The 13,214-nt window shown below is 73.1% G+C and carries 17 protein-coding genes; 7 read left to right on the top strand and 10 right to left on the bottom strand.

All coding sequences use genetic code 11. The features are described 5' to 3' along the window. Positions 1-24 precede the first annotated feature (24 nt). The 3 genes from ACQP2P_RS35140 to arfB are packed head-to-tail and all read right to left on the bottom strand — an operon-like array spanning position 25 to position 1,826. On the bottom strand, positions 25-672 hold the full coding sequence (locus ACQP2P_RS35140) for an epimerase (protein WP_433608318.1): 648 nt from the start codon (positions 670-672) through the stop codon (positions 25-27). A gap of 5 nt (positions 673-677) precedes the next feature. Beyond that, positions 678-1,385 (bottom strand): hypothetical protein, encoded by a 708-nt coding sequence (locus tag ACQP2P_RS35135; protein WP_433619385.1) that lies wholly within the window; start codon positions 1,383-1,385, stop codon positions 678-680. Positions 1,386-1,400: 15 nt separating this feature from the next. Further along, the gene (gene arfB, locus ACQP2P_RS35130) at positions 1,401-1,826 is read right to left on the bottom strand and encodes an alternative ribosome rescue aminoacyl-tRNA hydrolase ArfB (protein ID WP_433608316.1); all 426 of its coding nucleotides are present in this window, start codon (positions 1,824-1,826) and stop codon (positions 1,401-1,403) included. Between the two features lie 114 nt (positions 1,827-1,940). Here arfB and ACQP2P_RS35125 point away from each other — a divergent pair, with 114 nt between their 5' ends. Together ACQP2P_RS35125 and ACQP2P_RS35120 are read left to right on the top strand one after the other, a co-directional pair. Continuing rightward, on the top strand, positions 1,941-2,351 hold the full coding sequence (locus tag ACQP2P_RS35125; RefSeq protein WP_433608314.1) for an ATP-binding protein: 411 nt from the start codon (positions 1,941-1,943) through the stop codon (positions 2,349-2,351). Between the two features lie 9 nt (positions 2,352-2,360). After that, positions 2,361-2,939, top strand: a complete 579-nt coding sequence (locus ACQP2P_RS35120; protein WP_433608312.1) for a GNAT family N-acetyltransferase — start codon at positions 2,361-2,363, stop codon at positions 2,937-2,939. On the opposite strand, the gene ACQP2P_RS35115 is transcribed toward ACQP2P_RS35120, so the two are convergent. Next, positions 2,921-3,316: a YchJ family protein gene (locus ACQP2P_RS35115; RefSeq protein ID WP_433608310.1), complete on the bottom strand. Its 396-nt coding sequence runs from the start codon at positions 3,314-3,316 to the stop codon at positions 2,921-2,923. The two genes, ACQP2P_RS35120 and ACQP2P_RS35115, sit on opposite strands and share 19 nt — an antisense overlap. Continuing rightward, the gene (locus ACQP2P_RS35110) at positions 3,313-4,251 is read right to left on the bottom strand and encodes an AraC family transcriptional regulator (protein WP_433608308.1); all 939 of its coding nucleotides are present in this window, start codon (positions 4,249-4,251) and stop codon (positions 3,313-3,315) included. Before ACQP2P_RS35110 ends, ACQP2P_RS35115 begins: the two co-directional genes overlap by 4 nt. An 81-nt stretch (positions 4,252-4,332) precedes the next feature. Here ACQP2P_RS35110 and ACQP2P_RS35105 point away from each other — a divergent pair, with 81 nt between their 5' ends. Then, positions 4,333-4,809 (top strand): DUF1772 domain-containing protein, encoded by a 477-nt coding sequence (locus tag ACQP2P_RS35105; RefSeq protein WP_433608306.1) that lies wholly within the window; start codon positions 4,333-4,335, stop codon positions 4,807-4,809. A gap of 10 nt (positions 4,810-4,819) precedes the next feature. On the opposite strand, the gene ACQP2P_RS35100 is transcribed toward ACQP2P_RS35105, so the two are convergent. Further along, positions 4,820-5,527: an RICIN domain-containing protein gene (locus tag ACQP2P_RS35100; protein WP_433608304.1), complete on the bottom strand. Its 708-nt coding sequence runs from the start codon at positions 5,525-5,527 to the stop codon at positions 4,820-4,822. A gap of 153 nt (positions 5,528-5,680) precedes the next feature. Here ACQP2P_RS35100 and ald point away from each other — a divergent pair, with 153 nt between their 5' ends. From ald to ACQP2P_RS35085, 3 genes are read left to right on the top strand one after another with little or no spacing between them, the layout of a single operon-like run. Continuing rightward, positions 5,681-6,808: an alanine dehydrogenase gene (gene ald, locus ACQP2P_RS35095; RefSeq protein ID WP_433608302.1), complete on the top strand. Its 1,128-nt coding sequence runs from the start codon at positions 5,681-5,683 to the stop codon at positions 6,806-6,808. 5 nt (positions 6,809-6,813) lie between these two features. Next, complete coding sequence (locus ACQP2P_RS35090; RefSeq protein ID WP_433608300.1) at positions 6,814-7,755, top strand: site-specific tyrosine recombinase XerD; 942 nt, start codon at positions 6,814-6,816, stop codon at positions 7,753-7,755. A gap of 37 nt (positions 7,756-7,792) precedes the next feature. Then, complete coding sequence (locus ACQP2P_RS35085) at positions 7,793-8,359, top strand: TetR family transcriptional regulator (protein ID WP_433608298.1); 567 nt, start codon at positions 7,793-7,795, stop codon at positions 8,357-8,359. 9 nt (positions 8,360-8,368) lie between these two features. Here ACQP2P_RS35085 and ACQP2P_RS35080 read toward each other — a convergent pair whose 3' ends face one another. The 4 genes from ACQP2P_RS35080 to ACQP2P_RS35065 form a co-directional block, all read right to left on the bottom strand. After that, positions 8,369-8,587, bottom strand: coding sequence for a hypothetical protein (locus tag ACQP2P_RS35080; RefSeq protein WP_433608296.1), 219 nt, complete (start codon positions 8,585-8,587; stop codon positions 8,369-8,371). Between the two features lie 230 nt (positions 8,588-8,817). Then, the gene (locus ACQP2P_RS35075) at positions 8,818-10,020 is read right to left on the bottom strand and encodes a hypothetical protein (protein WP_433608294.1); all 1,203 of its coding nucleotides are present in this window, start codon (positions 10,018-10,020) and stop codon (positions 8,818-8,820) included. Next, on the bottom strand, positions 9,950-10,588 hold the full coding sequence (locus ACQP2P_RS35070; protein WP_433608292.1) for a SigE family RNA polymerase sigma factor: 639 nt from the start codon (positions 10,586-10,588) through the stop codon (positions 9,950-9,952). Before ACQP2P_RS35070 ends, ACQP2P_RS35075 begins: the two co-directional genes overlap by 71 nt. A gap of 114 nt (positions 10,589-10,702) precedes the next feature. Then, positions 10,703-12,037, bottom strand: a complete 1,335-nt coding sequence (locus ACQP2P_RS35065; RefSeq protein WP_433608290.1) for a protein kinase domain-containing protein — start codon at positions 12,035-12,037, stop codon at positions 10,703-10,705. A gap of 172 nt (positions 12,038-12,209) precedes the next feature. Between ACQP2P_RS35065 and ACQP2P_RS35060 the strand changes: the two genes are divergently transcribed. Further along, positions 12,210-13,145 (top strand): ParA family protein, encoded by a 936-nt coding sequence (locus tag ACQP2P_RS35060; protein ID WP_350621314.1) that lies wholly within the window; start codon positions 12,210-12,212, stop codon positions 13,143-13,145. The last annotated feature ends 69 nt before the right edge of the window (positions 13,146-13,214 follow it).

Raw genomic sequence — 13,214 nt, 5'->3', positions numbered from 1 at the left:
ACACGACCGAGCGTGTCCGTCCGGTCACTGGGCCGCGGCGATGTCGCGGCTCTCCCAGACGCGCCGATCCGGGCGGGTGCGGGCCACGACGAGCATCGCCCGGCCGAGCTGGTCGGTGCTCGTGGCGATGCCCGGCGCGAAGCGGACCAGCAGCGCGGCGAGCGGGGCGAGGGCGGTGTAGGCGATGCGGTACCACCGCACGCGGGACTGCGCGCCGTGGCGGGGCTGGATGAAGCCGGGGCGGAACGCGTAGCCGGTCAGGTCCAGCGCGGCGACGTCGTCCTCGGTGCGGCCCTTGACCCGCTGCCACATCTGCCGACCGGCGCGGTTGGTGCCGGCCCCGGAGACGTAGACGAAGACCATGCCCGGGCTCTGCGCGGCCATCCGCCGGGCCGCGGCCAGCGTGAAGTCGTAGGTGATCCGGGTGTACCGCGCCTCGTCCATGCCCACGGAGCTCGCGCCCAGGCAGAAGAAGCAGGCGTCGTACCCGCTGAAGTCCACGGATCCGAAGTCCGCGAAGTCGGCGTGGACCACCTCGCGCAGCTTGGGGTGCGTCACGCCGGTCGGGGTGCGGGTCACCACCAGGACCTCGGACACGTCCGAGGCCAGCAGGCACTCGTGCAGCACGCCCTGGCCCACCATGCCGGTGGCGCCGAACACGATCACCTTCATGCCCATCATTGTGCCTTGATCGCCGAGAGGGTCGCGTTCTCCAGCGTGGTGTAGAGGTCCGAGTCGGTGAAGCCGGGGCCCGTCTCCTCGCCGATGTACACGTCCACGTGCTTGTCCCCGCCGAGCCCGGGAGTGAACTCGTCGACGATCGTCCACGTCGGCGCCTTGAGCTTCGCGCACACCTCCGCGGTCACCTCGGCGGTGCCGCAGCGCTGGACGGTGAACCGGCTGCCGGCCTTGAGCGCGCCGGCGTCGGCGGCGGCCGAGATCCAGGGGCGCAGCGGGCGGCCGGCGGTGTCGCGGGGGGCGGTGTCCATCCAGTAGCCGGTGTCGTAGGACCAGTTCAGGTACCGGCCGTCGCTCGTGCGGCCCGTGCCCTCGTCCTTGACCGCCTTGACGAACGAGGCCGGGAAGGCGCCGAGCCGCTGCTGGTTGCGATTCTTCCCGCAGTCGATCGTGGGGCAGCCGGTGACCTCGGTGCTCGTGTCCGTGTGCAGGCTCTCGACCGCCGTGTAGTAGACGGTCACCTCCCAGCCGGTGAGCTCGACGGTCCGGCCGGTGACCGCCGGGATCGGCGGCGCGCTCGACTCCCCGGGGTAGGCGCCGGTCTCGGGGGGATGGCCGGGCGGCTCGCTCGCCAGGGCCGCGGGCTGCTCGTCACCGCCGCATCCGGCCAGCAGGAGGGCGATGAGCGGAATGAGCAGTTTGCGCATCACATCCGGATTTTGTCACTCTTCGGGTGGGCGGCGTTGCTGCTTGCGCCGGGCCGTGTGCCGCTTGGCCTCCAGGCGCCGCTCCACCGCGCCCTTCGACGGCTTTGTCCGTTTGCGCGGCCGGGGCGGCGGGGCGATCGCGGCCGCGATGGCCGCGACCAGGCGCTCCTCGGCCGCGTGGCGGTTCTGCAGCTGCGAGCGGTGCTCCGATGCGGTGATCGACAGGACGCCGTCGACGAGCCGGCCGGCCAGGCGCTCCAGGGCCCGCGCCTTGAGCGGCTCGGGCAGCGCACCCGTCGCGAGCAGGTCGAAGCGGACCTCGACGCGCGAGTCCGTGGTGTTGACCGACTGGCCGCCGGGGCCGCCGGAGCGGCTGAACCGCCAGCTCAGCTCGGCCCGGGGCAGCGAGATGTCGTCCGTCACCCGCAGGTCGTCATCCATGGCTCCAGCATGCGTGTCGCGAGATGCACCTTGCACCCCAGGGTGACTTGACCGCGGGCCGCCGGAAGCTCGATGTACGCTCAGCGAGGCGAGACGCAGCGGAAAGGTGACACCGTGGCTGAAGCCGTTCAGACGACGGCGCTGCTGGTCGAGGACTTCGACGTCGCACTGATCACCCCTGTGCGTCACGCCGTGAACCGCGGCGCCGCCGCAGCGGGGCTGACCGGGCAGCGGCTCGAGGACTTCGTGCTCGCGGTCAACGAGATCGTCACCAACGCCGTGCGCCACGCGGGCGGGGGCGGCACCCTGCGGATGTGGGTGGCCGACGGGGTGCTCGTCTGCGAGGTCGTGGACAAGGGCGCCGGCATCCCCGAGGAGCGGCTCAGCGGCGAGGCCGCCCTGCCGCCGAGCAGCGCGATCAGCGGCCGCGGGCTGTGGCTGGCCCGGCACCTGGTCGACGACGTGCTCGTGACGACCGGCGAGGCCGGAACAATTGTGCGGCTGAGCAGTGCGGTGTCCGACTAGGCTGCGCGGGTGCTGCGACCCGACTACCCGATCCGGACCGAGCGGCTCACGCTGCGCCCCTTCGCCGACGGCGACTACGACGACCTGCACCTGATGACCGGCGACCCCGAGGTGGTGCGCTACCTCTACTGGGAGGTGCACACCCCGCAGGAGACCCGGGCCGCGCTCGAGCGGCGCAAGGGCCAGGCCGCCCTGACCGAGGAGGGCCAGTGGCTGACGCTGGCCATGCAGGCCGAGCCGGAGGGGCGGCCGCGGGTCGTCGGGCAGGTGGTGCTGCGCTGGGCCAGCGTCGCGCACCGGCAGGGCGAGCTCGGCTTCACGCTCAGCCCCGCCTTCCAGGGGCGCGGCTACGCCCGCGAGGCCTGCGAGGCGATGCTGCGCCTGGGCTTCGAGGGCCTCGGCCTGCACCGGATCTACGCCGCCTGCGACACCCGCAACACCGCCTCGTGGGGACTGCTCACCCGGCTCGGCATGCGCCGCGAGGCACACTTCGTCGAGGACGAGATCTTCAAGGGGGAGTACGGCGACCAGTACGTCTACGCCATGCTCGACCGCGAGTGGCGCAGCCGTCAGACCTCGTCCACGTAGCGCCAGGCCCCGCCGACCTTCTCGAACCGGCTCCGGTCGTGCATCTTGCCCGGCCGGCCGTCGGCGACGAACCGCGCCTGGAACTCCACGATGCCCTCGGTGTCGAACAGGCCGCCGCCGGACCGGTCGAGGATCGTCAGCCCCTGCCAGTTCTGGTCGGCCTCCAGCGTCAGGGCCCGCGGCCTGGTCTTCTCGCTCCACGTGCGCAGCAGGAACCGGCGGTCGCCGACGACGTAGGCCGAGTACCGGGCCCGCATCAGCAGCTCGGCGCTCGGCGGCTCCGCGCCGCGGTGGTACTTCCCGCAGCACTCGTCGTACGGCTCGCCGAGGCCGCAGGGGCAGGTGTCGGGCAGGCCGCCCGGGCCGGTCGAAGTCATGCCGAACATTGTTCCCGATGGGTCTGGGGCGACACCCCGCGGACACGCTTGAACGCGGCGCTGAGCGCGAACGCGCTGCCGTAGCCGACCCGCCGGGCGACCGCGGCGAGCGTCGCGTCCGGCTCCAGCAGCAGGTCCGCGGCGAGCGCGAGGCGCCAGCCGGCCAGGTAGGCCATCGGCGGCTCGCCGACGAGCTCGCCGAAGCGCCGGGCCAGCAGCGCCCGGGAGACGCCGACCTTGGCCGCGAGGCCGGCGACCGTCCAGGACAGGGCCGGGTTGTGGTGCAGCAGCCGCAGGGCCGGGCCGACGATCGGGTCGGACTGGGCGCGGTACCAGCCCGGCGCCCCCGAGCCCGGCCGGGCCAGCCAGGTGCGCAGCGCCGTGATGAGCATGAGGTCCAGCAGCCGGTCGAGCACCGCCTCCTGCCCGGGCCGGTCCTTGGCGATCTCGTCGGCCAGCAGCGCCACCAGCGGCGTGTCCCACTCCTCCCGGGCCACCACGAGCACCCGGGGCAGGGCGGTGAGCAGCCGCCGGCTCACCTCGCCGGCGAGCTGGTAGGCGCCGGTGAGGATGAGTGTCGGGCCGTCGGGATCAGTACCCCACGTGCGCACCCCGAGATGCATCTCCTCGGCCAGGTCCACGCCGCCCGGGGTGGTGCAGCGCTGCCCGGGGTGGATCACGATCTGCGGGGCGGTGCCGGGCGGCTCGGCGACCGTGTACGGCTCCGGGCCGCGGATCACCAGCACGTCCCCCGGCCCGGCGAGCGCGATCTCGCCGTCGTCGCCGACGTAGGAGGCATTGCCGCGCACCACTGCCGCGACGGTCAGCGCGGCCTCGTCCCGGATGCGCAGCGACCACGGCGGCGTCAGGACCGAGCGGAGCAGGAAGGCGCCGCGGGCCCGGGGCCCGTCGAGCAGTGCGGTGAGCGCGTCCATCCGGTCACCGTAGACGGTGGCGCATGCATCGGCGCGTCTCGGCCATGGTGCGTCTCGGCCCGGGCCGATGCACTGGAATGCATGCGAAACGTCCTCCTCGCCGCCACCACCGTGCTCGTGGGCCTCTCCGCCGGCGTCTTCTTCGCCTACTCCACCTCGGTCATGCTGGCCCTGCACCAGGTCGAGGACCGGACCTTCATCGACGTGATGCAGCGGATCAACCGGGTCATCCTCAACGGCTGGTTCATGACCGCGTTCCTCGGCGCGCTGCTGCTCGCCGTCGTCGCGGTGCTGCTGCACCTGTCGCCCGGCCACCGGGGACCGCTGCCCTGGCTGGTGGCGACGGCGGTGCTGTACGCCGTCACCGTCCTCGTCACCGTGGCGCTCAACGTGCCGATGAACACCACGCTCGAGGCCGCCGGCCCGGTCGCGCGGATCGCCGACCCGGCCGCGGTGCGCCAGGCCTTCGAGGGCCCGTGGACGGGCTGGAACCTGGTGCGCACCGTCGTCTCGGCCGGCTCCCTGCTCACGCTCGCGCTCGCCCTGCTGCGGGCGTGACGGCCCGCGCTCAGCCGAGGGGCTGGAACTTGTAGCGCTCGTCGGCCTGGCCGTTGCAGTCGAAGATGCGCGCGACCGCGCCCGGCTGCGGGTTGCCCCCCTCGATCGTCAGGCAGCGGTTGCTGTTGGGGTTGAGCAGGCGGTACCCGCCGTTGTCGGGCACCAGCTTCCACAGCTGGCCGATGTCGGCGTGGCAGTCCCACAGCCACACCTGGGCGAAGTTGTCCTTCGAGTTGTTGCTCACGCTCAGGCACCGGTTGTCGGCCGCGTTGACGAACTGGAACGTGTCCTGTGAGCCGCCGATCGCCTGCGGCACCCACATCTCGGTCGGGTTGTTGCCGTCGCAGCCCTGCTGGGTGGTGTTGCCGCCGTTGCCCCCGTTGGCCTGCAGGCACAGCTGCGAGTGGTCGGGGCGGATCAGCGACGGCTTCGCGGCCAGCAGCGCGGCCTTCGGCGGCGTCGGTGACGGCGTCGGGCTCGCGGTGGGGCTGGGCGGGGGCGCGGCCGAGGGCGGGGGAGCCGGGGCGGAGGAGTCCTCGCCGGCGCTCAGCGGGGCCTGCGTCGCGCCGGCCGCCTGGGGATCGTCGGACATGAACGCCCGGGCCCCGAGGATGATGCCCACGATGACCGCCAGCACGGCGATCGCGGCCGCGCCGAGCAGGACCTTGTCGTGCTTCGGCCCGGGCAGCGAGGGGCGGGGCCCGCCGTAGACGGTCATGGCCGCACAGCATAGATCACCGTCCGCCCCGGACAACCTGTCAATCCCGCTGCTCAGGAGTTCACACTGTGCGGCCGACGGGTAGTGGGAGAGGGCCATAAACTCCGCCTTGGACACACAGTGCAATGACGCGCTGCGTGGAGAGGGGTCAACGTGAAGGTCGCAATTCCGCGCGAGGTCAAGAACCACGAGTACCGCGTGGCGATCACGCCCGCCGGCGTCCACGAGCTCGCCGCGAACGGGCACGAGGTCTTCGTCGAAACCGGGGCCGGCGAGGGCTCCACGATCACCGACCAGGAGTTCCGCGGGGCCGGCGCCACCATCCTGCCGTCCGCGGACGACACCTGGGCCGAGGGCGAGCTCGTGCTCAAGGTCAAGGAACCCATCGCCGAGGAGTACCACCGGATGCGCGCCGGTCAGGTGCTCTTCACCTACCTGCACCTGGCCGCGTCCAAGGCCTGCACCCAGGCCCTCGTCGAGCGCAAGGTCACCGGCATCGCCTACGAGACCGTCGAGCTGGCCGACCGCTCACTGCCGCTGCTCGCCCCGATGTCCGAGGTCGCCGGGCGCCTGGCTCCGCAGGTCGGCGCCTACCACCTCATGCGCGCGGGCGGCGGGCGCGGCGTGCTGCTCGGCGGCGTCCCCGGCGTCCACGCGGCCAAGGTCGTCGTCATCGGGGCCGGCGTCTCCGGGCTGAGCGCGGCCGCGATCGCGCTGGGCATGCACGGCGAGGTGCTGCTGCTCGACAAGAACATCGCCCGGCTGCGCGGGGCCGACGCCATCTACCAGGGGCACCTGCAGACGATCGCGTCGAACGGGTACGAGATCGAAAAGGCCGTGCTCGACGCCGACCTCGTGATCGGCGCGGTGCTCGTGCCCGGGGCGAAGGCGCCCAAGCTCATCAGCAACGAGCTGGTCAAGCGCATGAAGCCGGGCAGCGTGCTCGTCGACATCTCGATCGACCAGGGCGGCTGCTTCGAGGACTCGCGCCCGACCACGCACGACGATCCCACCTTCCGGGTGCACGACTCGGTCTTCTACTGCGTGGCGAACATGCCCGGCGCGGTGCCGCACACCAGCACCTACGCGCTGACCAACGTCACCCTGCCCTACGCGCTGGAGCTGGCCAACCGCGGCTGGCGCGAGGCCCTGCGCCGCGACCCGGCCCTGGCCCTCGGCCTCAACACGCACGACGGGCACGTCACCTACGGCCCGGTCGCCGACGCGCACGGCATGGAGCACGTCGCCCTGCAGGACGTGTTGACAGGGAACCCGGCATAGGACGCATGGTGGACCCGCGCCGCGCCGTCGACTCATACCTCGACCACCTCACGGTGGAGCGGGCGCTGGCCGCCAACACCCTGGCGTCGTACCGCCGCGACCTCGACCGGTATGTGGACTGGCTGGTCGCGGCGGGCATCGCCGACCTGGCCGACGTGACCACGCGCGACATCGCCGCCCACGTCGCCGACCTGCGCGCGCCCGCCGGGGACGCCGTGGCGCTCTCGGCCTCCTCGGCCGCGCGCGCCGCCAGCGCCGTGCGTGGCCTGCACCGCTTCGCCCTGCTCGAGGGCCTCACCCCGAGCGACCCGTCCCGCGAGGTGAAGCCGCCCGCGCTGCCCAAGCGGCTGCCGAAGGCGCTCGACGTCGACCAGGTCGCGCGGCTGCTGGCCGTGCCCGGGGCCGCCCTCGGCGGGCCGCTCGACCTGCGCGACGCGGCGCTGCTGGAGGTGCTCTACGGCACCGGCGCCCGCATCTCCGAGGCGGTCGGGCTCGCCGTCGACGACCTCGACCTCGACGCCCGGCCGGGGATGGCGACCCTGCACGGCAAGGGCGGCAAGACCCGGCTCGTGCCCATGGGCAGCTACGCGCGCTCGGCGCTGGACGCCTACCTGGTCCGCGCCCGCCCCGCCCTCGCCGCCCACGGCACCGGGGCGCCGAACGTGTTCCTCAACGCCCGCGGGGGAGCGCTGTCGCGGCAGAGCGCCTGGACGATCCTGCGCAAGGCCGCCGATCGGGCCGGGCTGCCGGTGGACGGGCCGTCGGGGGTGTCGCCGCACACCCTGCGGCACTCGTTCGCCACGCACCTGCTCGACGGCGGGGCCGACATCCGGGTCGTGCAGGAGTTGCTCGGGCACGCCTCGGTCACCACGACGCAGGTGTACACGCTGGTGACCGTCGACCGCCTGCGCGAGGTGTACGCCACCGCCCACCCCCGCGCCCGGTGACTTGGAGGCCAACGCTTGTTGGCCTAAGGTCGCGGCTGTGACCGTTCGCCGCTCGGATGCCACCCGCGCCGCCATCCTGCACGCCGCCCGGGTCCGCTTCGCCGAGGACGGCTACCAGCGCGCCACCATCCGCGCGATCGCCGCCGACGCCGCCATCGACCCGTCGATGGTGATGCGCTACTACGGCAGCAAGGAACGCCTCTTCGCCGCGGCCGTCGACATCGACCTGCGCATGCCCGACGTCTCGGCCATCCCGCCGGAGCGGCTCGGGCCGGAGCTGGTGCGGCACTGGGTGCGCCGCTGGGAGGAGGACCCGACCGGCGACGTGCTGCTGACCCTGCTGCGCTCGGCCGCCACCGACGAGACCGTCGCCGAGCGGGTCCGCGGCGTCTTCGCCGAGCAGATCGTGCCCATCGTGCGCCGGCTCTGCGGCGGCGACGAGGCCGAGGCGCAGCAGCGGGCCGGGCTGCTCGCCACCCAGATGCTCGGGCTGGCGATCTGCCGGCACATCCTGCGCATCCCGCCGGTCGCGCACATGCCGGTCGAGACGGTGGTCGAGCGGATCGGGGCGACGGTGCAGCAGTACCTCACCGGCGCCCCGTGACACCCTCGCTCACTTGTGGCGGTTGTACATCCTCGGCGCCTGCGGGTTGCCGCCCTTGCCGATGCCCCGGCCGCCCCGGCCGCCCCCGGTCGGGAACGTGCGGTTGGCCTGGGCCCGGCGGATCGCCTCGAGCGGGTTGGCCGGCTGGTCCTCGGGACTCTCGGCGGCGGTTGCGGCCTCGGTCGCCTCGGTGGTGGTGTCTTCCGGTTCGTGGTTCACGGCAGGCATGAGCGTCTCCTTCGCGGACGGCGGGCTGGCTGGGTGGGCAGACTGCGGCCGCGCGACGAAGCGGGAAGAGATGAACCCACAACGGGGGCCGTCCGGCTGGACCGGCTCAGGCGGTCAGCGGCGGCACGCGCGGCGTCGATGGGCTCAGAAACGCATGGACCAACGGTAACAGCACCCCGGCCGCGCGCGCACGCGCTTTTTTCCGCGGCCGGGGTGCCGTCATGACCGGCTCAGTTCGCGAACACCTTCGCGGCGGGTGGCCAGGTGCCGCTCTCGCCGAGATCGCCCTCGAGCCTGATGCCGAGCGCCAGCTGGGTGAGCGGGGCGCTGAGCTTCGTGTTGCCGGCCTCGGCGTAGACGTAGGTCTTGCCGGTGTCGGCCACCTTCGTGCAGCGGATCTGCCCGTCGCAGTCGAGCCGGCCCGCCAGCTTCGGCCCCGCGTCCGTGTGCCCGGCCGCCAGGGTCAGCACCGGCAGGTCGTCGAAGACGTACGGCTGGTAGATCGGCAGCGCCGGGGGCTTCGCGGTCAGCCGTGCGGCCGAGACCACCTCGTCGCCGGTGACCACGTCGCCGCCGTAGCTCACGGACAGCAACTGGTAGCCCCGCGGTACCGTCGCCGGCTGGAACGCCACCGGGAACTGCCGCGGCACCGAGGGCGTGAGCCCGTCGGCGATCGCGAGCAGATGCTCGCGGTCGGGCACGTTCTCCCACGCCGACCAGTAGATCGCCGCCCAGGCGTCGCCGGTGTACTGCCAGGCGAGCGTCGGCACCAGGCCCGCGCGCCCGGCGATCGCCTGGTTGCCCGGCGTCACCGGCGGCGCGTTCACGGTCCCGGCGTAGGCCAGCAGCCCGGAGCCGCCGTCGCGCAGCCGGACCTTCTCGCCGCCCTTCTCGAACAGCAGCGGCTCGAAGGCGCCCGGGCGGTACACCACGAGGATCCCGCCGGCGGGGATGTCCCTCGCCTTCGCCGCCGCGCCCGGACCGGCCGAGCGCACCGGGTTCGCCGCCTCGGCCGACTCCGACTCCGACGGCGTCGGGCCGGCGCCGGGCACCGTCGCGATCGTGGACTGCTGGTAGGCGTTGGTCACCAGGTCGGGGTCGCCGACCTGATACGGCCCGGCCTTGTAGCCCTGGTAGGTCGTGCTGAACGCGGCCGCCTCGACGAACGCGGTCGGCGCCGGCGCGACGGGGCTGGCCAGCACGCTCGGGTCCACGGCCGGGGTCAGCGCGCGGGGCGAGCCGGTGAGCATCAGCACCGCGGTGAGGGCCGCGACCGCGGTGACCGCGCCGCCGCCGACGGAGGAGAGCAGGGTCAGCCGCCGTCGGCGCCGCACCAGGTGCCGGCCCGCGGCGGTGATGTCGTCAACGCTGAGCCGCGGTGGCGGCGCGTCGTCCCGGACCGACGTCAGCAGCGTGTGCAGATCCTGTTCCATGCCCTTCCCTCCCGTCCTGCTCGCGGCCGATGCCGACACCACCCGCTGGAGTGCCCTGCGCAAGGTCGTCGCGGACACGGAGCTCGTCCGTGCCCAGGAGCGCGCGGAGCGCGGCGAGCCCGCGGGCGGTCTGACTCTTGACGGTCCCCGGCTGGCGGCCGAGCACCTCGGCGGTCTCCTCAACGCTCAGCCCCTCGTAGTACCGCAGGACCAGCACGGCGCGCTGGCCCGGTGCCATACGGGCGAGCGCGGCGCGAATCCGGAGCCGCTCGTCGACCTGATCGGCGTGGTCGGGCCCGGGCAGCTCGGGCAGCGCGTAGCCGGCCGACCGCTCGCGGCGCCGCCAGGGCCGCCGCGACTCGTCGACCAGCGCGTGCACGATCGCCCGCCGCACGTACGCCAGCGGGGTGTCGACCTTCGTCCAGCGCACGTACAGCTTGGCCAGGGACGCGGCCACCGCGTCCTCGGCGGCGTGCCAGTCCCCGCACGTCAGGTAGGCGAGGGAGCGAAGCCCGTCGAATCGCGCGGTGACGAATTCGCGGAAGTGCGCCTCGTCGTCTTGGTTCACCCGTTCGGGCTCCCTTCGTTCGGGGGTAGACGCAAGCGCCCCGGGAAGGGTTGCACACGATCGAAGGAATTTTCGTCGCCTATTTGTCCGGATTCGGCCCCGGTTCAGCGGTTGTCAGGCCCCGCGGTTGCCCGCGCCGTTGCCCGCGCCGTTGCCGCCGGCGTTCGTCGCCTCGGCCGAGACCGGGGGCGGGGTGGCGGCGTCCGTGGTCGGCGGGGGCGGGGTGGTGGTCCTCGTCACCGGCGGGGCCGAGGACACCGGGTTGTTCCCGGGCGCGGGGGAGCTGGGCGGGGCCGTGTTCGTCGCGCTGGTGGCCTCGGCCGAGGCGCCCGGGGTCGGGTTGTGCGACGCGATCGGGACGCCGGGGGCCTTGGCCGTCTCCGAGGCCGCCGGCGTGGCCGACACGGTGGGGCGGGCGTCCGGGAAGCTCGGGTCGAACGCCTTGCGCGACAGCGCCACGACCGCCAGGATCACGCCCGCGACCAGGGCGATCACGGCGGCGGTGGCGGCGATCGGCATCCAGACCGGCCGGCCGGGGACGTCCCCGTCGGCGGGGGTGGCGCCCGGCGCGGCGATCACCGTGGTGGGCGCGGAGGCGCGGACCGCCGGGGCGAGCGCCAGGTCCTCCGCGGTGCCGTCGCGCGCGGCGCGGGCCGCGGCCGCCATCGCCGCGGCGGTCGGGAACCGGTCCGCGGGGTCCTTCGCCATCGCGCGCTCGATCAGCGCCCGGGTGGCCGGCGGGAGGGTGGCGGGCAGCGGCGGCGGCTCGTCCTGCAGGTGCTTGATGGCGATCTCGAGCGGAGAGTTGCCGGTGAACGGCGGGGCGCCGGTGACGCAGTGGTACGCCACCACGCCCAGCGCGTAGATGTCCGCCGACGGCGAGATCGGGTGGCCCGAAGCCTGCTCCGGCGACATGTACAGCGCGGTGCCGATCACCGCGTTGAGCTTCGTCACCGCGGTCACCTGGGCCGAGCGGGCCACGCCGAAGTCGACCAGCGTCACCGCCCCGTTCTCGCCGACCAGGAGATTGCCGGGCTTGACGTCGCGGTGGATGATCCCCATCTCGTGCGCGGCGTGCAGCGCGTCGGCCGCCTGCGCCACGACGTCGAGGGTCTCGCCGACCGACAGGGTGCCCTCGGCCGCGATGCGCTCGCCCAGGGGCCGGCCGTCGACGAACGCCATGACCAGGAACATCGTGCCCTCGGGGGTCTCGCCGTAGTCGTAGACCCCGACGACGCCCGGGTGGCCGATCGAGGCCATGATCCGCGCCTCGGAGCGGAAACGGCTGCCGAACTCGTCGTTGCTGCCGTGGCCCGGGAGCAGCACCTTCACCGCGACGGTACGGCCGAGCGTCTTGTCGGTGGCGCGGAAGACCTGCCCCATGCCGCCGCTGGCGACGAACTCATCGAGGCGGTACCGGTCGCCGAGCACGTCCCCTGGTCCCAACACGGCAATGACCGTACCCAACGATGAGCTTCGCGACACGCCGGGCGCGCGGCGCGGTATGTACGCTGCAGGGACGGTAGAGTCGGGCAACGGCTGACTCGCTCCCCCTGAAGACCGGACGCCGATTTCGGTCCCCGGGGCGGAGACAACGCCGCCGGGAGGGGCGAAGACAGCGATGACAGGCATGGGCGACCAGGCGGAGTCGTGGACCACCACGATGCGCGCCGAGCAGGCCTCGCTTGACCTCGGTGCGGAGCTCGGGCCGGCGGACCCGACCGCGTACACGATGCGCAAGCCGATCCCCGAGCCGATGCCGATGGACCGGCACGGCCCGGCGCGGATCATCGCCATGGCCAACCAGAAGGGCGGCGTGGGCAAGACCACGTCGACCATCAACCTCGGCGCGGCGCTCGCGGAATACGGCCGGCGGGTGCTGCTCGTCGACTTCGACCCCCAGGGCGCCCTCTCGGTCGGCCTCGGCGTCAACCCGCACAACCTCGACCTCACGATCTACAACATCCTGATGGACTCCGACGTGACGGTCGAGGACATCCGGATCAAAACGGACATCGCCGGGCTGCACCTGCTCCCCGCGAACATCGACCTCTCGGCGGCCGAGATCCAGCTCGTCACGGAGGTCGCGCGCGAGATGGCGCTGGCCCGCGTGCTGCGGCCGGTGCTCAAGGAATACGACTTCATCCTGATCGACTGCCAGCCGTCGCTCGGCCTGCTGGCGATCAACGCGCTCACCGTCGCGCACGGCGTGATGATCCCGCTGGAGTGCGAGTTCTTCTCGCTGCGCGGGGTGGCGCTGCTGCTGGACACGATCGACAAGGTGCGCGAGCGGCTCAACTTCGACCTGGAGCTCGAGGGCATCCTCGCGACCATGTACGACAGCCGGACCACCCACTGCCGCCAGGTGCTGCAGCGCGTGGTGGAGGCGTTCGGCGACAAGGTGTACCAGACCGTCATCACGAAGACCGTGAAGTTCCCGGAGTCGACGGTCGCGGGCGCGCCCATCACCACGCTCGACCCGGCCTCGTCCGGCGCGCGCAACTACCGGCAGCTGGCGCGGGAGGTCATCGCGCAGCAGGCCGAGCGGCGTCTCTAATAGGGGCTTTTCGCTGTTCGTGCGCTAGGTTCTTCGCGTGACTGAGCCGGTTGTGGAGTCCTCGGCGCC

The sequence above is a fragment of the Dactylosporangium sp. CA-139114 genome, from assembly GCF_050955725.1.
In the GTDB taxonomy this organism is placed as follows: domain Bacteria; phylum Actinomycetota; class Actinomycetes; order Mycobacteriales; family Micromonosporaceae; genus Dactylosporangium.
This window is presented reverse-complemented; position numbering and strand designations above follow the sequence as displayed.